Source organism: Rhodopirellula sp. P2, assembly GCF_028768465.1.
In the GTDB taxonomy this organism is placed as follows: domain Bacteria; phylum Planctomycetota; class Planctomycetia; order Pirellulales; family Pirellulaceae; genus Rhodopirellula.
Genome location: NZ_CP118225.1, coordinates 3,766,614 through 3,785,469 on the forward strand (window position 1 = coordinate 3,766,614; position 18,856 = coordinate 3,785,469).

Annotated in this window: 12 protein-coding genes; 2 read left to right on the forward strand and 10 right to left on the reverse strand. The window is 59.1% G+C overall.

Annotation, left to right across the window (positions count from 1 at the left end; translation table 11 throughout):
- The 5 genes from PSR62_RS13280 to nirD all read right to left on the reverse strand — a co-directional run bounded on the left by PSR62_RS13280 (position 1) and on the right by nirD (position 9,614).
- The gene (locus tag PSR62_RS13280; RefSeq protein WP_274403491.1) at positions 1-1,080 is read right to left on the reverse strand and encodes a DUF1559 family PulG-like putative transporter; all 1,080 of its coding nucleotides are present in this window, start codon (positions 1,078-1,080) and stop codon (positions 1-3) included.
- A gap of 417 nt (positions 1,081-1,497) precedes the next feature.
- The gene (locus tag PSR62_RS13285; protein WP_274403492.1) at positions 1,498-2,142 is read right to left on the reverse strand and encodes a hypothetical protein; all 645 of its coding nucleotides are present in this window, start codon (positions 2,140-2,142) and stop codon (positions 1,498-1,500) included.
- A gap of 1,395 nt (positions 2,143-3,537) precedes the next feature.
- Complete coding sequence (locus PSR62_RS13290; protein WP_274403493.1) at positions 3,538-6,312, reverse strand: UvrD-helicase domain-containing protein; 2,775 nt, start codon at positions 6,310-6,312, stop codon at positions 3,538-3,540.
- The gene (locus tag PSR62_RS13295) at positions 6,309-9,221 is read right to left on the reverse strand and encodes a PD-(D/E)XK nuclease family protein (RefSeq protein WP_274403494.1); all 2,913 of its coding nucleotides are present in this window, start codon (positions 9,219-9,221) and stop codon (positions 6,309-6,311) included. Before PSR62_RS13295 ends, PSR62_RS13290 begins: the two co-directional genes overlap by 4 nt.
- A 72-nt stretch (positions 9,222-9,293) precedes the next feature.
- Positions 9,294-9,614: a nitrite reductase small subunit NirD gene (nirD, locus tag PSR62_RS13300; protein WP_047812951.1), complete on the reverse strand. Its 321-nt coding sequence runs from the start codon at positions 9,612-9,614 to the stop codon at positions 9,294-9,296.
- 179 nt (positions 9,615-9,793) lie between these two features.
- On the opposite strand from nirD, the gene PSR62_RS13305 reads away from it, so the two are divergent.
- Both PSR62_RS13305 and PSR62_RS13310 read left to right on the forward strand, forming a co-directional pair.
- Positions 9,794-11,632, forward strand: a complete 1,839-nt coding sequence (locus tag PSR62_RS13305; RefSeq protein WP_274403495.1) for a TIGR03960 family B12-binding radical SAM protein — start codon at positions 9,794-9,796, stop codon at positions 11,630-11,632.
- Positions 11,629-12,264 (forward strand): metallophosphoesterase family protein, encoded by a 636-nt coding sequence (locus PSR62_RS13310; protein WP_274403496.1) that lies wholly within the window; start codon positions 11,629-11,631, stop codon positions 12,262-12,264. The genes PSR62_RS13305 and PSR62_RS13310 overlap by 4 nt, the downstream gene beginning before the upstream one ends.
- A 1,488-nt stretch (positions 12,265-13,752) precedes the next feature.
- Here the strand turns inward: PSR62_RS13310 and PSR62_RS13315 are convergent.
- The 5 genes from PSR62_RS13315 to PSR62_RS13335 all read right to left on the reverse strand — a co-directional run bounded on the left by PSR62_RS13315 (position 13,753) and on the right by PSR62_RS13335 (position 18,835).
- Positions 13,753-14,715, reverse strand: coding sequence for an SGNH/GDSL hydrolase family protein (locus tag PSR62_RS13315; protein WP_274403497.1), 963 nt, complete (start codon positions 14,713-14,715; stop codon positions 13,753-13,755).
- Between the two features lie 56 nt (positions 14,716-14,771).
- Positions 14,772-15,656, reverse strand: coding sequence for a sugar phosphate isomerase/epimerase family protein (locus PSR62_RS13320; protein ID WP_274403498.1), 885 nt, complete (start codon positions 15,654-15,656; stop codon positions 14,772-14,774).
- Positions 15,657-15,755: 99 nt separating this feature from the next.
- Positions 15,756-16,784, reverse strand: coding sequence for a zinc-binding dehydrogenase (locus PSR62_RS13325; RefSeq protein WP_274403499.1), 1,029 nt, complete (start codon positions 16,782-16,784; stop codon positions 15,756-15,758).
- Positions 16,785-17,033: 249 nt separating this feature from the next.
- Positions 17,034-17,726, reverse strand: a complete 693-nt coding sequence (locus PSR62_RS13330; protein ID WP_274403500.1) for an orotidine 5'-phosphate decarboxylase / HUMPS family protein — start codon at positions 17,724-17,726, stop codon at positions 17,034-17,036.
- Between the two features lie 113 nt (positions 17,727-17,839).
- Positions 17,840-18,835, reverse strand: coding sequence for a pectate lyase family protein (locus PSR62_RS13335; RefSeq protein WP_274403501.1), 996 nt, complete (start codon positions 18,833-18,835; stop codon positions 17,840-17,842).
- Positions 18,836-18,856: the final 21 nt, after the last annotated feature.

Here is an 18,856-nt window from a genome sequence, read left to right on the forward strand (position 1 = left end):
TCAGAATGCCTCCAAGACTTCGTGGCCGTTGCGGGTGCCGAGGGCACGCCATGTCTCCAGGTCAATGCTTTCGGTGACAAAGCCAACGCTGCCGTCACAGCGAGCGACATGGACACCGCCGGGATGGTTGCTTCGTGTTCCAAAAACGCCCCAGCCACAACTGCCCATGTCGGGGATCAAGCTTTGGGGTGGGTGATAGTGCGAGTAGCCGGTCCAGTATTCTCGACCGTTGATCCACCCCGCGCCGCGATGGCCAGCCCAGCCGCGGTGCAGTCCGCTGCCGCGAACGTAGGCTTCCATCTCGTTCGGGTTTTCTGGCAGAAAGAATCCTGCGAATCCTGGCGTGGTGGGAGGCATCGAACGGCTGATGAAGGCACAGGTCACATTCATCATCACTCGCTTTCGCAGATGCGGTTCGGTGGGCTCGGCGGGATCTTGTTCCGACATGCCCAGCAAGTGTTCTGCGAAAGCCGCCGTGTTGCTCAATCCGTCCAGGATCGATTCGAAACCGACTTTGGAGTTGATCCACAGGATGCCATCGGTGGTGGTGCGAGAGTCGTACAGCGTTCCGACTCCCGTGCCAAAGTTCATGCCGTAGTTGGTGGCGGAGTAAGCCTGAGTCGGGCCGCTTCCTGAGAGCGTGGTGACATAGTAGGTCCGATCATGATCTTCGCTGGGGCAGGTCAACATCGGCATCGCTGTTTTCGCGGCGTCGTCATGGGGAGTGACGAGCTGGCCTGGGCAGCAACCAACATGCAACGGGCGGTCGAAGTGAATCATGTCGAGCATGTTCCCTTGCTCGTAAAACGGAGCCATCTGGGCGAAGACTGAAAAGTTGCCGGATGTTCCGGAGCCGGTCGTGTAGTTGGACGGGAGCTTTCGGTGTGCGCTTTCGTAGTTGTGCATCGCCAGCGTGATCTGTTTCAGGTTGTTGCTGCACTGCATGCGTCGGGCGGCCTCGCGAGCGGCTTGGACCGCGGGAAGCAGCAGCCCCACCAGGACGCCGATGATCGCGATCACCACCAGCAGTTCCACCAAGGTGAAGCCGCGTTGCGGGGCATTGGGTCGAGAGAGTTTCATGGGAATTGAAATGGTTTGTTGTGCGGTTGAGTCGTTGTTGGGTGGATGGTTCGGTGGGTGCCTGCAGGTTCAGCCTGCTGAGTGCGCGCACCTTCTCCGTGGAAGCGAACCCAGCCCTTTTCAAGCTCAGCTCGTTCGACAAATGAGTTGCGTTCGAAAGTCCATTCGAATCGGTGCAATCCGACGTTGGGTCAACCATCCTCGGCAATGCGAGGACGCTCCCGCGTCAGCGACGAAGACCACACTGGTGTGAGGAGCGAGCCTTCAACCACCAACGCGGCAGCGGTGATTTCTGCGTCCGCACCTTCACTCGATGAGCAACGATGCCGTGAGCGCAGCAACAAACCGGATTGCAATGCGTGAAGAGATCGCGCGCGGACATCCCTACGGGATTCACGAGCGAGCGAGGGACGCTGGCTAAGGAACCGGCGGCTCGGGGCAGAGGCTCATTGCGTCCGCGTGATCGTCTTGAAGACTCAAGCGAAACAGCAAAGGCGGAGGAGAGACCTTCCATTCGAACGCTTGGAAATCAACGACGACGCTGGAGAACAGGCTCCAGACCATCTCGATGCCATGACATTTCGCGGCGTCTTGCAGGCGAACCCAGCGGACGGGTTCGGAGGTCGAGGGGGAGGCCGGTTCGTCACCGCAAGCATCGCCACAGCAGGATGCTGTTTCGGTTTTTGCCAGCGAGCCAGTGGACGCCTCGGCGGATCGCCCAGTCACGGAGTGGCACGTCAAGGAACGCTGGCGCATCTTGGCCGCGAATCCGGGGGGCGGACCAGGTGAATCGGGGCCACAGCAGCTGCCGGATGCGCAGGTTGACGGCGTTTCTTGCGAAGTTCCGTCAGCGATCTCGCCGAGTGAAAGGTCAACTCGAGCGACCAGGAACGCCGGCGGGGTGACGTTGTTTTCGGCTGCCCATTGCAGTTTTTCGAAGTCACTGTGGCAGCAGCACTTGTCCCAGCAGTAATCGGCGGAGGAGCAGCCGCAAGGGCAGGCTTCGCAGGGGAACCGGCCAACTTTCTCGGGCCGAGGAGCGGTGAGGGGCAGTCCGATCATGCCACACCCAAGCACCAACAACAGCGTCACACAGACGCCGCGTCGTAGCAGGGAAGATCGGAACTGTCGAAAGAAAAACAAAACGGGCTCAATGCCTGACTGCGTGCCAAATCTGGCTCGCTCCTCACGAACAAAATCCTAAACAAGCCCTGGCTTCGAGGCAATCACCAACGCCACGAATCCGATGCGGCGACCTGCCGCATGGCGGAATTCCAAGCGGTCATGTCACGAGTGATTTTGCAACGATCGAGGCGTTTGAAATACGCCGGCCCCGTCCGGGGCGTTGGATGTTGGGTTTGTGTTCACGTTCCTCGGGGCTTCCACCCCGAGCTAACGACGACGGCCCCATCCGGGGCGAGATCGTGCATGACTCCGGAGGAGTCCGCGTTGGTAGCTCGGGGTGTGAACCCCGAGACCGTTGCCGGCCAACACGAACATCGCCCCGGACGGGGCCGTCGTCGGTTGCCTGCGATTCGTGTCGGTTTGGAATTCGCAACGACACGCCGGCCCCGTCCGGGGCGTTGGATGTTGGGTTTGTGTTCACGTTTCTCGGGGCTTCCACCCCGAGCTAACGATGACGGCCCCGTCCGGGGCGAGATCGTGCATGACTCCGGAGGAGTCCGCGTTGGTAGCTCGGGGTGTGAACCCCGAGACCGTTGCCGGCCACCACGAACATCGCCCCGGACGGGGCCGTCGTCGGTTGCCTGCGATTCGTGTCGGTTTGGAACTCGCAACGGCACGACGGCCCCTCCGGGGCGTTTGGTGTGTTGCGTTTGTGTTCATGTTCCTCGGGGCTTCCACCCCGAGCTAACGATGACGGCCCCGTCCGGGGCGGATTCGTGCATGAGGCGGGATGAGTCCATATCTCAAGCTGGACGCCCCAAGTTTGATGACGGCCCCGTCCGGGGCGAGATCGTGCATGACTCCGGAGGAGTCCGCGTTGGTAGCTCGGGGTGTGAACCCCGAGACCGTTGCCGTCCAACATGAACATCGCCCCGGATGGGGCCGTCGTCGGTTGCCCGCGATTCGTTTCGGTTTGGAATTCGCAACGACACGCCGGCCCCGTCCGGGGCGTTTGGATGTTGCGTTTGTGTTCACGTTCCTCGGGGCTTCCACCCCGAGCTAACCACGCCGGCCCCGTCCGGGGCGTTGGATGTTGGGTTTGTGTTCACGTTTCTCGGGGCTTCCACCCCGAGCTAACGATGACGGCCCCATCCGGGGCGGATTTGTGCATGACTCCGGAGGAGTCCGCGTTGGTAGCTCGGGGTGTGAACCCCGAGACCGTTGCCGGCCACCATGAACATCGCCCCGGATGGGGCCGACGTTGATTGCCTGATGCAACGCCCCCATTCGGGACCTCTGAATTTCATGTTCCGAGGACGCGATTGTCTTCGATCATACGAACGACAATCGTCGAATCGGCACGTCTTCCTGTTCGCTTTTGGTCTCATCCACCGATTGGTCGTCTGAATCGCCGAACCAAGTCGCGTCGCCGCTCTCGAACAACACCTCGCCTTCGGCGGTTGGATCGGCTTCGCACTTCCAAGCGTGATACAGCAACGATGCGGCGGTTTTGTTGTTGAAGTCCTTTTTGCCGGCGGGCGGAATCACCAAGTACAAACCTTGCCGCGCCCGCGTCATGGCCACGTACAACAAGCACATCGCTTCGGTCAATCGAGCGGCAACGGAACCGCCAAACACGGCTTGCCAACGTTTGGGGAGGAAGTGCCACTGGGCTTCGCCAACCGAACGACTGAGCCCGCGTGCGGGTTGGCCAATCTCTGGGATGTCGGCCAAGCATTGCGGTGATTGGCCGAGCAACGCTTTGTGGATTTCGGGCAAAAAGACGGCGTCGAATTCCAACCCTTTGGATTGGTGGACGGTCATCACCCGCACGACCGCGGCACGCGGACGCTGGACTCGTTTTTCATGAACCAGTTCGACGAAATCACGCAGGCGACTGTCGGCGGTGTGTTGGTACAACGTCGCCAGTTCGATCAATTGCTCCAAACGCACGTTCTCACGAATGTCGCAGTGAGGCATCAACGCTTTCGCCAGGAACAGAATCGTTTTGGCGAGACCCTGGTCCTCGATTCTCGCGCGAAGCTGATCGGCGGCTTCGCCTTTGCTGTCGCTGTCCGAAAGCGGCAAAACAAACTTGAGCGGGCTGTTGGCGATGTGCAATCGCCAGCGACCGTCGCCGGGATGTTCGCACATCATCAACGCCGACAGGATCCAACGCACCGCGACGGAATCGACCAAGGGGTTGCCGCCCTCGGCACTGACGTCGACATCGAGGTGTTCCAATCGATTGATCAACCCACCGACGGTGCTGTTCGTGCGAGTCAGCACGCCAATCGTCAGGTGCGGCGACTGGTGGTGCAATTCGGCAATTTGTTTTGCAACGTCGTCCAGCAAGCCTTTTTGAATGTCTGCGGCAGAGGGCTTGCTCTTTGTCTTTTCCCCGGAGTCCGCTGGCGGTTTCAGGTTCAGTTCCGCGGTTCGAAATTGAACGAAACCGGGCAGTTTCTTCGCCGCTGTGTGGGGAGGGAATCGCTTGGCGAATCGCTTGAGTGCCTTGGCTTCGTAGTGAGCCTTGTCAGCGGGGTTGGGCGGATCGGTTCGCTCGGCCATGGGGTGGCGAGGCAAATGCTGGAACGCGTCGGTGACCGCGTCGAGCACCACGCTGCTGCTGCGATAGCTCTCGTCTTGTTGCTTGGAAATGATCCCGGGAATTTGCTTGTCGACCGCATCGAAGATCTCCGCCACGCCACCACGCCAACCGTAGATGGCTTGTTTGGTGTCGCCGACGCAGAAGAATGACTTGGAGCGTTTGGGATCGAGGACATTGGAGGCGGCATCGGTCGACTGACCGGTGACCGACTCCGCCAGCAAACGCAGGACCTGCCACTGCACTGGGGAGGTGTCCTGGAATTCGTCCAGCAGCAGGTGATCGATCGAGGCGTCGAGTCGGTCTTGCAGGGTGTGATTGTCAAGCTGCGTGAACACGCCGGCCAAGCGGACTGCGATGTCATCAAACGCCAGTGCCCGTTGGGCTTGCTTGACCAATTGAATCAACGTGTCGTAGTGGTCGACCAGCGTGCCGGTGGCTTGGTTCTGAGCCCGCAGCAAGGACAGGGACTCGTGCCGGGCGACTTCGTAGATCAAGTCGAACTCAGGATCCAAACCCGGCGGGAACTTGCTGCGTCCAAATTTGACTTCTTCGCCATGCAACCGCGCTTTCGCGATGTTCTTTGTCAGCGTGGCTTCGACAAGCGGTCCGAATTCGCGAATTTCGAGGCTGTCGGCGGCGGATTCGAGTGCTTTGACCAACGACTTTTGTGGCACTTCGGCGGACCGGAGCATGCCCGCTGACCGGGTGATGTCGGCTGACTCAGGCAGTTCGGGAACTTTCAATTGGTCCCAGCGTTCCACGTCGGCTTGGCGGGCCAAGTTGTACGTGTTCTCGACCACATCGATCAGTTCACGAGCGATGTTGCGTTTGACATCCCCGCGGCTGAGCATCGAGATCAGCGTTTCCGTTTCGGCGGGCTGCAGGGACTCGATCAAGTTTCCGATCGCGACCTGTCGCAACCAGATTTCCTCGACCTCGTCTGTCAAACGCCAACCCGGCGGCAGGTCCAATTCGAACGGCAGTGCCCGCGCGAGTTGCGAGAACAAACTGTCCAGTGTGCAAATGCGAAGCCGGTGAATGTTGCGCAGCAAGCGATGGAAGAGTTGTCCACAGACGTGACGCGGCAAGCCTTCGATGCCGACTTGTTGTCGCAGTTCTGCGATCGCTTTCTCACTCGGGTCGATCGCGGCTTTGCCAAGCGTGATCAAGACTCGTTCGAGAATCTCGCCCGCGGCTTTGCGAGTGAACGTGGTCGCAAGGATCGTTTCCGGGGGCGCACCGGTCAGCAGAATCTTCAGCAACCGAGCGGTCAGTTGATAGGTCTTGCCCGTGCCGGCGGAAGCCCGCACCAGCGTCGGCTCAAAGGCTTCTCGCAGCGTGGTCGGTGACTCGACAACAAAGTCCAGTTCGTCGGGAAGCGAGTCGTCCTCGGGAAGTTGATTGTCTTCGTGAAGCATCTCGGCTTCCGAAGGCTGGGCTTCCTCGTCGAAGAACGGGTTGTCGTCAAACAAGGGGTGTTCGGATGGGTTGCTCATTCGAAGGCCTCCGTCTCGTCGTCCATGGGAATGAACACGCTTTCGTTCATCAGCATTTCGTAGTCGTCGAATTCGACGCCGTTGGGATTCGGCTCGAAGTGGCACGCACGGATTTCGCGAACGCAGTGGTGAATCAGTTCGTCCGCCGCGGCAAATTGTGCCGCAGTGAACTCGGCCAGATTGATTTGCGTTTCGGTGTCCTTTTCGGCAACGTTGAAGTATCCCAGTTCAACGTCCACCGGGTCCGCATCGATCCCAAGGTCGGGAATGAACCGACGGTACAGCGGCAACTGCAAGTCCACCCACTGAGTGGAGCCATCGGGCAACTTCTTCAAGTGTTTCTTTTCCGGTTTGTGACCATGTGTCTTGTAGTCCAAGATTGCCCAGCGTCCCGTTTCGGGATGAAAATCGATGCGGTCAAAGCGTCCGCGAAGTCCCGTGAATTCTCCGTCCAGAACGATGCCGGTTGGTTTCTTCGGTTTGCCGGTGATGGGATGGATCTCTTTCTCATCGACGGCATCTTCCACCGCGTGAATGAGCCACCCGGCGGCTGCTCGTTCGGCTTGTCGAAGGGCGACGGTTTTCAAACGCCGTTGGGCTTGGCGAACTTGCAGCTTCACCGTCGTGGATGTGTTGTCGCCAAAGTGTTTGGCCGCGTATCGATGCAGCTCTTCAATCAAGGCTTCTTCGATGCGTTTCGGATCGGTTTCGTTTTTGTAGTCGCTGTCGCCGAACTCTTCGAGCGCGCCGTGGACCAGGTCACCAAATTGATTGGCGGCCAATTCCAAGGGGGAATCATCCAGTGGACGGAGCCTCAAAACATGCCGTAGGTAAAACCGGTAAGGGCAGGCGAGGTAGGCCGAAAACGCGGTGACGCTGAGCGTCTGAATCGTTCGGCCAGGTTCCGGCGGAGGAGGCGCGAAGAAGGCCTTCGAATCGACGCTGACCACAGGCGGTGGCTGGATCGGTTGAATCTCGACCTTGGGACGCGGAATCGTCAGCAAATCACAAACCCGCTTGGCCGCTTCTTCCGGTGTTGCTGCGGCGAGCAAACGTGATGGCGGTGTGGGGGACCCGTCGGCGGAATGGGAACCGACCAGGAAGCGGACCGTTTCGCGAGAGGTCAGCAATTGCTGCATCGCATGCACGTCACGAGCGTAGCGACGATCGTTGGCGGATTGGTGCAGAGTCGATCGCAGTGACTGCGGCAAGAACGGGTCGCCCGATTGAGCTTCGGGAACGAACGGATGATTCAATCCACAAACAACGAGAGCCGGCGAATCATCGAGAGCAAGGTCCAACCAACCCAGCAATTCAATTTCGGTGGGCGAGGGATCCTCGACCCAACGCACTTCGCTCATCCGAGAGGACAGCATCTCGATCGCGACGGCACCATCCACCGGTTCGTCGAGCGAGGGGCTGAGGTCGGTGAACCGGTCCAGCAACCGGAAGACAGCCCGGATGGCTTGTTCGGTTCGCGAGAGCGACGTTTCGTCCTTCCTTTCAGCTTCTTCGTCTCCAGGGGCGTTGTCCGCGGGCAACAGCGATTGAGCGACTTCTCCATACAGTTCGATCAAGATCGCCTGCAGCACTTCGCTCCATTGTCGAATCGGTTGTTGCGCCGAGTCTTCGATCAATGGCGACAACCACTGATCCAGCACCTCGCGAATTTGATTGGCGGTTTGGGACTGTTGGACTTTTTCGGGCAGCGGTTCATCGACCGACCGGGGAAACGTGGACGAGAGAAGCTGATCCAGCTCTCGCAACCATTTTTCTGAGTCGGGATGGTCGGGGCACCGCGCGCTGACGTACCGAGTCACGTCGGCGTGACGGACGAGCGCCGCTAACGATCGCCAGGTGCGTCGTTGCAGGTACGTGACGACCAGGTGCATCAAGCGACCAACCGCGGTTTGTCCGACGCGGTGGCCCAAGTGTCGATGCGTGGCGACGCCCAGCAAATCGCAGCGGTTCTCGATCGGTTCGACTTGCGATTCGTCGGTGACGCCAATCGTGATTTGATCGACGCGGTACTTCTGGCCAAACTCAGCGAGCGTTTCCATCACCGCGGCGGTTTGATCCGAGATTTCTCCGGCGGGAATCAGTTGGCCGTCTTGCAAGGGCAAACAGTGCGATTGCCAGCGACTGGCGTTCAAGTTTCCAAACGAGTCGAACCGGTTTGAGTGACTTGCTGGAGCCGCAACCAAAGCTGTGATCGCGGCGGACTGCTTGGACGATTCGACTTGGCCGAGCATCGAAACCAAGAGTTTGGAAATGTCGGTGGTTCCGATCAGCACCATGGGCCGAGTCGCGCGGCACGCGTTCTGACGGATCGCATCGAGTTGAGCTTCGTTGGGATCGGCTTTCCCCGCGGCTGCCAACTCCGCCAAGTAGGCCTTCATCAAGTCGACAAAAAATTGCCAACGACGACGCTCACCGGTCGAGTCGCACATCTCCAGCACATCGGCGTAGGTCAAACCTTCGGCGGCGATGGAATTGTGCAGCCGCCGCATCGTGCCGCCCAGTTCCAACCAAGCGTCGGCGGCATCAGGAGCCGGCGGGCTGGAAATCAGCACGCTCAAGTCATCTTGGTTCGCTGCGGCGAGGACGCGGGCCCAGGCCAGCGTTTGTTCGAAGTCCAGTGCCGCGGCGTCCGATTCGTACAACCGCGATGGCAGGTCGCCCACCGTCAGCATTCGAGGGGGACGCAGAGTTTGTTCCGCCGCGTTGGCTTCCGCGAGCAGGAGTTCCCTCATGCGATCGATCGCGCGGCGGGACGGGAACACCAAATCCAAGTGCGACAAATCCCAGTCGCCTTTGGTTGGGGGCTTCGGCCCGTTGGTTTCTTTCAGCCACTGCAAGCTCGAGACCAGCAGCGGTTGGTTCCATCCCAGAAAGATTGTTTGCGTCATTCGGTTTGAATTGGGGATTCGCGGTGGGTGGCGAGCGGGGAACGCAGTGTCGAATGCGGCGGAAACGCGGTTCTATTCCGCGTCAGGCTTTTCTCGCACCCAAACCTCGTCGTTCTCAATTTTGATGTCAAAGCAATCGACCTTGGTTCGCGGGTTGTCTTCCCAGGTGCCGTCTTTGATGCAGAATCGCCAGGCGTGCCAAGGGCAAGTCACCGTGTTTTCCTCGACGTGACCTTCGGCCAGCGACGCACCCATGTGGGGGCAAAGATCGTCAATCGCGTACCATTCGTCGCCCTTGCGGAAAACCGCGACCATTCGGCCGTCGACAGGGACCGCTTTGCCCACGTTGTCTTCAAAATCGGAAACCTTCCCGACGCTTTCGTATTCGCTCATGTCTTGATTCTCTGTTTGGTGTGGACTGCGTTCTCGCCGCTCAGCGTTCTGATCCTCCGTTTTATCGCACCCCAGCCGATTCCCCAATGAGGCTGAGGATGACTCGGGCGGCCAGATTCGCTTTAATGGACATCTGGTCGTCGCTTGACCACTCGATCCGTCTTTGGTGCCAGTTTTTTATGATTCATCACGAACTCCGACGAAAACTCGAATCACGCGTTTTGCCGCACGTGCAAACGCCGGCTCAGTACGTCGGCGGGGAACGCAACATCGTCGTCAAAGACCATCGCAAACTACGCGGGAAAATCGCCGTTGGGTTCCCCGATGCGTACACGATCGGGATGAGCCACCACGGGTTGCAAGTCCTGTATTCGATGATCAATCGGCGGGACGATTGGTGTGCTGAGCGAGTCTTCATGCCTTGGCCGGACATGGAAGCCAAGCTGCGTGAACACAACTTGCCGCTTTACACGCTGGAAACGTTCACGCCGCTCAGCGAATTTGATGTGATCGGGTTGTCGCTGCAGTACGAAATCAGTTCGCCCAACGTGTTGACGATGGTCGATCTGGGCGGCCTGCCGCTGGATGCGGTCGACCGGACGATGGCGGATCCTTTGTTGGTCGCGGGCGGACCATGTGTCCAAAACCCGGAACCGATGGCCGACGTCTTCGATGTGATGGTGACCGGCGACGGTGAACCGGCGCTGCCTGAAATCTGCGATTTGTGGCTGAGTCTTCGCGAAGAGGTCCGCTTGCCTGATGGAACCTATGCGACCGGCGAAGAGGGCCTGAAGCAACGTGAAGAAGCCTTGGCACGCGTCGCACAGCAATTGCCGTATGCTTATGTGCCTCGGTTCTACGAGCCTCAGTATTCCGACAACAACCGAATCGGATCGATCGTTCGAACTCGTGACGATGTGCCAGAAACAATCGCACCCAGCGTGATCAGTGACTTGGATGGCATGCCGTTGCCGACCGAGCCCATTGTTCCGTACGTCAACTGCGTGCACGACCGAATCGCGATCGAGATCATGCGCGGTTGCCCACACCTGTGCCGATTCTGTCAGAGCACGGTCATCAAACGTCCTCTGCGAATTCGCGAGGTTGACACGATTGTTGACGCGGCCCTGAAAAGCTATCGCAGCACGGGCTTCAACGAGATCAGCATTCTGTCGCTTTCCAGCAGTGACTACCCGCACTTCGCGGAGCTGGTGAAGCGGTTGCATGAAGTCTTCGTGCCGCTGGATGTGAACATCAGTGTGCCGAGTTTGCGAGTCAACGACCAATTGCGAACGCTGCCGGAATTGCTGGGAAGCACGCGGCGGAAATCATTGACGTTGGCCCCCGAGGTGGCTCGCGATGACATGCGGCAACAGATCCGCAAGAAGATCAAGAACAGCGATTTGATCGAGGGGTGCCGGGCGGCATTCCAAAACGGTTTCGAAAGCGTGAAGTTGTATTTCATGTGCGGTCTGCCGGGCGAACGTCCGGTGGATTTGGACGGCATCGTGGACTTGGCAGAAACGATTTCAACGGTCGGCAAAGAAGTCAACGGTCGGTACGCCCGAGTCACGGCCAGCGTTTCGAACTTCGTCCCCAAATCGCACACGCCATATCAATGGAACGGGATGCAGTCTCGCGAATATTTCCAGTGGGCGCACAGTTACCTTTGGAAGCGTCGCAAAATTCGCAGCGTGAACATCAAGTGCCACGACATTGAAACGAGTTTGCTGGAAGGCGTGATCAGCCGCGGCGACCGGCGGACCGGAAAGGCGATTCGGCTCGCTTGGGAACGCGGGGCTCGCATGGACGGTTGGACGGAACACCTCGATGCAGAACGTTGGTGGCAATCGATCCAGGACGCTGGCATTGATATTGATCAACAGGTCCATCAGAAGTACGAGATGATGGACAAACTCCCCTGGGATCACGTCAACGTGAAGTTCGGGCGTGCTTACCTCGAAAAAGAACAGTCTCGTGCAACCATCCAATTGACCGACATGGCCAACGCGATATGACCATCCGAATTCTTTGCTTCAGTGACCTGCATCGGGACCAAGAGGCCGCCAAGCGATTGGTGGAACTTGCCGATCAAGCGGACTTGGTTCTTGGTGCCGGCGACTTTGCCAACCGTCACGAAGGTCTGGCTGACACGCTGCATCTTCTGCAAGCGATCACGCGGCCCACGGTGCTCGTTCCCGGCAACGGGGAGACGGTCGAAGAGTTGCGGGCGGCGACCGTGAATTGGAAGTCCGCGATGGTTTTGCACGGGGAAGGATGTGAGATCGAGCTGCATGGTGGTGCCGTCCCGGTGTGGGGCGTTGGCGGCGGGATTCCCGTGACTCCGTTTGGTGACTGGAGCTACGACTTCGATGAAGAGCAAGCCACCGAGATGCTGGCGGGATGTCCCGAAGGAGCGATCTTGATCACGCACTCGCCCGCGCTGGACACCGTTGACCACGACACTGCGGGACGTGTCCGTGGCAGCCAGAGCATTCGCGATGCGATCCTGGCGAAAAAGCCTCGTTTCGCTGTCTGCGGGCACATTCACAGCGATTGGGAACGCCAGGTGACGCTGGGTGCGACACCGATTTTGAATGCGGGGCCACGCGGGGTTTTTGTCGACGTCTGCTCAACCGGGGAGCGGTGACAGTGGATCGCCTCGGGTTTCAACCCGAGATTTCGAGCGGCAACACCGAACCGCACAAGCCGCGAAGCGGCGGCAGGTGTTTGCGATTCGGGGCCGGCTGTCGTCGCTCTGCGACTGGGGCGTGTTGGGGGCGTTGGTGACCTTGGGTTGAAACCCAAGGCTGACGGCTTCCGTCGCTCCGCGACTCTGTCGGGATGGTTCGAGAGCTCAACCGCGGAGCGGTGACAGTGGATCGCCTCGGGTTTCAACCCGAGGTTTCGAGCGGCAACACCGAACCAGACAAGCCGCGAAGCGGCGACAGGTGTTTTCGATTCGGGGCCGGCTGTCGTCGCTCTGCGACTGGGGGCGTGTTGGGGGGCGTTGGTGACCTTGGGTTGAAACCCAAGGCTGACCGCTTCCGTCGCTCCGCGACTTTGTCGGGATGGTTCGAGAGCTCAACCGCGGAGCGGTGACAGTGGATCGCCTCGGGTTTCAACCCGAGGTTTCGAGCGGCAACACCGAACCGGACAAGCCGCGGAGCGGCGACAGGTGTTTGCGATTCGGGGCCGGCTGTCGTCGCTCTGCGACTGGGGGCGTGTTGGGGGCGTTGGTGACCTTGGGTTGAAACCCAAGGCTGACGGTTTCCGTCGCTCCGCGACTTTGTCGGGATGGTTCGAGAGCTCAACCGCGGAGCGGTGACAGTGGATACCCTCGGGTTTCAACCCGAGGTTTCGAGCGGCAACACCGAACCGGACAAGCCGCGAAGCGGCGACAGGTGTTTGCGATTCGGGGCCGCCTGTCGTCGCTCCGCGACTGGGGGCGTGTTGGGGGGCGTTGGTGACCTTGGGTTGAAACCCAAGGCTGACGGCTTCCGTCGCTCCGCGACTTTGTCGGGATGGTTCGAGAGCTCAACCGCGGAGCGGTGGCAGTGGATAGCCTCGGGTTTCAACCCGAGGTTTCGAGCGGCAACACCGAACCGGACAAGCCGCGAAGCGGCGTCAGGTGTTTTCGATTCGGGGCCGGCTGTCGTCGCTCGGCGACTGGGGGCGTGTTGGGGGGCGTTGGTGACCTTGGGTTGAAACCCAAGGCTGATGGCTTCCGTCGCTCCGCGACTTTATCGGGATGGTTCGAGAGCTCAACCGCGGAGCGGTGGCAGTGGATAGCCTCGGGTTTCAACCCGAGGTTTCGAGCGGCAACACCGAACCGGACAAGCCGCGAAGCGGCGACAGGTGTTATCGATTCGGGGCCGGCTGTCGTCGCTCCGCGACTTTGTCGGGATGGTTCGAGAGCTCAACCGCGGAGCGGTGGCAGTGGATAGCCTCGGGTTTCAACCCGAGGTTTCGAGCGGCAACACCGAACCGCACAAGCCGCGAAGCGGCGACAGGTGTTTTCGATTCGGGGCCGGCTGTCGTCGCTCTGCGACTGAGGGCGTGTTGGGGGGCGTTGGTGACCTTGGGTTGAAACCCAAGGCTGACGGCTTCCGTCGCTCTGCGACTGGTTTGCATGCTCTCACTGCTGGAGAAGCTTGAGAAGCATGTCTTGCTGCTTCGCAGCCAGTGCTTCGGTGTCACCGAGCGGTTGTGGCGGGTAGGTCTTTTCTCGCGTGTAGCCGATGTGGTTCATCCAGGCTTTCCAGCGTAGGTTGCGGATCGCATCGATCGACGCGAACACGGGATCCGCTTTCACTTCCGCCAGCGTCTTGGTTGTCTCGCTGACACCCAATCCCGAAGCGATGGTTTGTGCCATCAGCCAATGGCCCTCCTCGTTCGGGTGCACTTTGTCTTTTGAGAACGGTTGGTCGCGTTCTTTCCTGGCTTCACGCATTGCGGTGTGCAAGTCGATGACTTTGACACCGGGGATTTCCAATTCCGTTTCCCAACGTGCGTAGGCGTTGAGCACGGTGTCGTAGTGGAAAGAGTCGCCGGCAGGCTCGTCGTCGTAGATCGGTGGTGTGACCAAATAGATCTTCTTCACGCCTGCCTGCTGGGCTTGATCGATCATGTTCCGGATTCCGTTTTGGAACGCTGCGAAACGGCTTTCTTCCAGCGGTTGGTAGATCCCATCGTTCATTCCGTAGCAAGCGATCAGGACATCTGGTTGGACCTTCGTCAGCAAACGGTCGAATCGCTCGAAGAGACAAGGACGCGGGAATTTGCCTCCGGCGTGCCCTTGTTCGCTCAGGCCGGAAACGGTTTCACTGGACAATCCCAGGGGATAGACGTCGAAGGTTTGGTTGGGGGACTGCGTCTGCAACTGATACGACAAAAACGAGACGTAGTGTCCGGCTTGCGTGATGCTGTCACCGACAACCGCGATGCGGGAATTTGCCAGCAAATCAATGTTCGATTCGTCGGCAAAGATTGGCTTGGAGAAAAGGCTGATCAGAAGCACGCAAGCCGTGATCGAGGCACCGAACCGGGGGAGTTGTTTGCGGTTGGGCGGGTTGGGGGTGGCTGACCTGCGACGGGACATGAGTGGCGTTCTTTCGGGGTGGGACAAGGGATGAATGACAGGGGGATTCAGTCGAATCAATTCCAGTGTTCGGCAATTTTGCCGCGTAGGAAATCGGCGCTGCGGCGAAGTTGGTCGATGCCATCGACTCCGTCTTCGATGCTGATCCAGGAATCAAACCCTTTGGATTTTAGTTCGCGGAAGATGGCATCATAGTCGTTCAGGCCCTTGCCGATTTCGCCATGCCGAAGTCGTTGAGCGTAGCCGACCGATCCGCCTTCTTCAGCCCGCAGGTCCTCGAGGGTGCCTTCGATCAGGAAACGATCGCTGGCGTGCATGGTGACGACGCGGTGCGACACGCGGCGAAGCAATTCCAGGGGATCGTCCCCCGCTAGAAAGGCATTGCTGGGGTCATAGTTGACGCCGAAGTTCGGATGATCGATGGCATTCACCAGGTCACAGAAAACGCCCATGGATTGGGCAAACTCGGGGTACTCCCAGAAGTCATCCTTGTAGTGGTTTTCGAGAATCAACGTGATGCCTCGATCGGCGGCATAGGGAAGGCACTGAGTGATGCTGTCGGCGGCCAGGCGAACGCCTTCCTCGGTGCTCAATTCGGGACGTCGTTGTCCGCTGAGCACCCGGCAGTAGCTGCCACCAAGCGTGTCGGTCATCTCAATCCAACGCATTTGCTGTTGGATCTGAGCGTCGCGGAAGGCTTGGTCAGGGTGGGTGAAATCGGGCGAGCAGCACAGCATGGGGATGACCATCCCAAGGTCTTCGACTTGTTGGCGAAGCCCGGGCCAGTTGCTTGGGGCTTCCAGTTCGAGGAAGCCGGCGTAGAACTCCAGTCCTTGCACGTCGAGGGTGGAGGCCAGTGCAAACCACTCGGCCAGCTTCATCGAGCCGTCTTTGCACAACGCGGTCATGTAGGCTTTGGGAAACGCGGCCAGTTGGGGCATGGTTGGGACTGCTGTTTGGTAAGGACAGTGGCATCGGCTTCCAGCCTGTGAGAAAAAACACAGGCTGGAAGCCGATGCCACTTTGGGTTGGATGGATTGTCAGATGGGTTGGAGGACGGCTTTGACGACTTCGCCACGGTGCATTTTGTCAAAGGCGGTTTGCCATTGGTCGATTGGCCAGATCCCGCCGATGATCGGGGCAACGTTCAGTTGTCCGCTGGTGAGCAATGCCAGCACGCGTTCCCAGATCGGCCAGTTGTGGCTGAAGCTTCCTTGCAGAGTCACGTTTTTTTGCACCAGTGGATCCAAGTTATAGCCAAGCGGTTGGGGACCCCAACCGACTTTGCTGATCCATCCCGCAGGACGGACAACTTGCATGGCAATTTCAAGCGTGGCACTGGATCCGGCCGCATCGATCACGCCGTCGCATCCCAGCCCGTCGCGTTGGTTGGCCCATTCGGTTGGATCACCGACGATGCCTTGGCAGCCGTAGTTTTCTTCCGCGATGTTCAAACGATGACGATCGGACTCCAGTCCCACCAAAGCCACCTCGGCACCGCAAAGGCGAGCCATGGCGGCGCACAAGATGCCGATTGTCCCCGGCCCCATCACGATCACTCGATCACCCGGTTCAATGCGTGCATTACGAACGACGGCGTTGTAAGCGACGCAGCAGGGTTCGGTCAGGCACGCGTGTTCGAATGCAAGTGAGTCGGGGACTTCATGAAGAATTCGCGACGGAACGCGAACGTGGCGGGTCATTGCGCCGTCCACTCCATACCCAAACCCTTTGCGTGTGGGGTCCAGGTTGTAGAGGCCTCGCCGTGACATCGGATTGTTGGAATCGATGATCGCGGCGGTTTCGCTGACCACGCGGTCTCCCTCTTTCCAACCCTCCACGTCGTTTCCGATCTCCACGATGTGGCCGCCAAATTCGTGGCCCAAAACGACGGGGTAGTTCACGGGCCAAGAATGATGGGCGGTCCACTGATGGAGATCGCTGCCGCAGACGCCCACGTGGGAGACTTCCAGCAAGACATCTTGTGAGCCGATCTCCGGGCGATCGACTTCGCGAATTTCAACGGAGTTCGGTTCGGGAGCGTAGTTCACTACCGCGGCGGATTGCATCTTTTTGCCTGTTGATTGTCGAAGTGAAAAAGAGTCGGAACGTCTGATAATCCGAGAGCAGTCGCGAGGAGTTCGGGGCAACTCCGTCCCTCGCTCACGCTGCGGGTTATGACAGAGAGCTTGTTGACGCTGTGAAGCAGGAATGATTGGGGTTCACCCTGTGAGCCGTTTGGGCGTTGACCCCGGTTGCGAGTGAAAACCGTGGCTAACGCCAACGGCTCACATACCCGATGACACCTGCGTACCTGCTTAGGCGACGTCTTGAGCGTGCACGGCATCGCAGATCATTCGCAGCGACGCTTCCAGGTCACCATCGGCGGTGCGAAACGCATCGGCATCGATGGTCAGTGGCGCGCCCAGGACCACCAAAGGGGCACCGTACTTGGGACACTCGATGGCTTGTTCGATCGACAAACCTCCAACCGCTTGAACGGGAACCTTCACCGCTTGCACGACTTCACGCAATTGATCCAGCGGACTCGGCATTCGATCGCCACGAGCCGCGATGCCTCGGCGTTCGTCGTACCCGATGTGGTGGATGACGAAACCGCACCCCAGATCTTCCAGTCGTTTGGCACCGGCGACCATGTCTTCGCTGACCATGTTGTCGCCCATGACTTGGCAACCAAAGTCGGCTCCCGCTTTGACGACGCAGCGGATGGTTTCTTCGTGAGCTCGGGCCATGACAACAACGTGGGTCGCGCCGGCATTGGCCATCATCTCGGCTTCCAAGTACCCGCCGTCCATGGTTTTGAGGTCGGCAACAATCGGCGTCTTGGGGAACGCAGCACGAAGTTCTCGGACGCCGTGCAAGCCTTCGGCCAAGATCAGCGGGGTGCCTGCTTCCAGCCAATCCACCCCCGCTCGCATCGCCAATTCGGCGGTTTCAAGGGCTTCATCAATGTTGGTCAGGTCCAACGAAATCTGGACGATCGGACGCATGGCGCGGCCTCGTGAGGTGGGAAGGAAGGTGGGGTTCAGGCGGGAGGCCCGGATTGTATCGCATTCCGATGTGCCCGAGGTCTTCCACGCGAGAATTCACTCTCATCCATTCGTCACTGTCGCGACGCTGTTCTCCCGATGTGTTCTTGGGGGCCCGCGTTGGATTGGACAATCTCCGGTACACGGGCCACGTCATCCATCTTGGATTCGTATTCGTAAAATTCTTTCGCGGGAAAGCTCTTTCCCTCGTCGTCCTGTGCTCCCCTGCAGTTCTGGAAGATGTTCCCCACCGACTCGCAGAAACCATGGTGAATGTCCGTTGGATCGGGGCGATACATCTGTTTGATCGGATGCTTCACTTGATCAAAGTGATTGCGTTGGGCGAGTACCAAGCACTGTGAGTGCAATCCGATTCCGTAATCATTTTTTGAGTAAAGGCAGTTGAACACGTGAACCTTGCCGTAACCCACCCGAGGGTTGCGGGTGTCGGAACCATCGAACCAGCAATGATGGATGGTGGTGTTGAGGTAACCTGAATCTTCCGGTTGGCTGGTGCCGCTGTTGATCAGCATCGTCTTGTGATGCTTTGAGAATCGAGTCCAGGAAACGGTCACGAAGTCGGATTGGTTGGTGATGTCGAGCAAGCCGTCGCCGCATTCCGAGAGGTTACAGTGATCGATCCACGCATGGTGGGTTCGACGCAGCGCGATCGCATCGCGAGCGTCCGAGATGTGGAGGTTGCGAATGATGATGTTCGAAACACCGCTCATGTTCAGTTCGATGTTTTTGAGCGATGTGGATGCTCCCAAACCAAGCAGTGTTTTGTTGGACGCGATCTTGATTTGACCGTCTCCGGTGATCGCTCCTTCGATCAAAATTGTCAGTGGTTCGGGGCGGGACGCGTACTCGGCCAACTCCTCTGCGGTGCGGGCTGTCACGACATCACCGTTTCTCCCACCAGTGGTCGTTTCGACTCCACGGCCACTGACCGAGGCCCATCCGATAGGAGCGTCGCTTTCCTCGGCGGACGCGAGCGACGTCCACACGAAGGCGGCGAAGAAAAGCGATAGAAGTCCGGCAAGTCGCGGATTGGACGGATGATCATTCATGCTGAGGTTCGCCATCGAGTG

What these genes read in the sequence shown, in the direction of transcription:
- PSR62_RS13315 (WP_274403497.1), bottom strand. Translation starts at nt 14,715, where the DNA reads ATGTCCCGTCGCAGGTCAGCCACCCCCAACCCGCCCAACCGCAAACAA.
- PSR62_RS13305 (WP_274403495.1), top strand. Translation starts at nt 9,794, where the DNA reads ATGATTCATCACGAACTCCGACGAAAACTCGAATCACGCGTTTTGCCG.
- PSR62_RS13280 (WP_274403491.1), bottom strand. Translation starts at nt 1,080, where the DNA reads ATGAAACTCTCTCGACCCAATGCCCCGCAACGCGGCTTCACCTTGGTG.
- PSR62_RS13290 (WP_274403493.1), bottom strand. Translation starts at nt 6,312, where the DNA reads ATGAGCAACCCATCCGAACACCCCTTGTTTGACGACAACCCGTTCTTC.
- nirD (WP_047812951.1), bottom strand. Translation starts at nt 9,614, where the DNA reads ATGAGCGAATACGAAAGCGTCGGGAAGGTTTCCGATTTTGAAGACAAC.
- PSR62_RS13320 (WP_274403498.1), bottom strand. Translation starts at nt 15,656, where the DNA reads ATGCCCCAACTGGCCGCGTTTCCCAAAGCCTACATGACCGCGTTGTGC.
- PSR62_RS13335 (WP_274403501.1), bottom strand. Translation starts at nt 18,835, where the DNA reads ATGAATGATCATCCGTCCAATCCGCGACTTGCCGGACTTCTATCGCTT.
- PSR62_RS13330 (WP_274403500.1), bottom strand. Translation starts at nt 17,726, where the DNA reads ATGCGTCCGATCGTCCAGATTTCGTTGGACCTGACCAACATTGATGAA.
- PSR62_RS13325 (WP_274403499.1), bottom strand. Translation starts at nt 16,784, where the DNA reads ATGCAATCCGCCGCGGTAGTGAACTACGCTCCCGAACCGAACTCCGTT.
- PSR62_RS13295 (WP_274403494.1), bottom strand. Translation starts at nt 9,221, where the DNA reads ATGACGCAAACAATCTTTCTGGGATGGAACCAACCGCTGCTGGTCTCG.
- PSR62_RS13285 (WP_274403492.1), bottom strand. Translation starts at nt 2,142, where the DNA reads ATGATCGGACTGCCCCTCACCGCTCCTCGGCCCGAGAAAGTTGGCCGG.
- PSR62_RS13310 (WP_274403496.1), top strand. Translation starts at nt 11,629, where the DNA reads ATGACCATCCGAATTCTTTGCTTCAGTGACCTGCATCGGGACCAAGAG.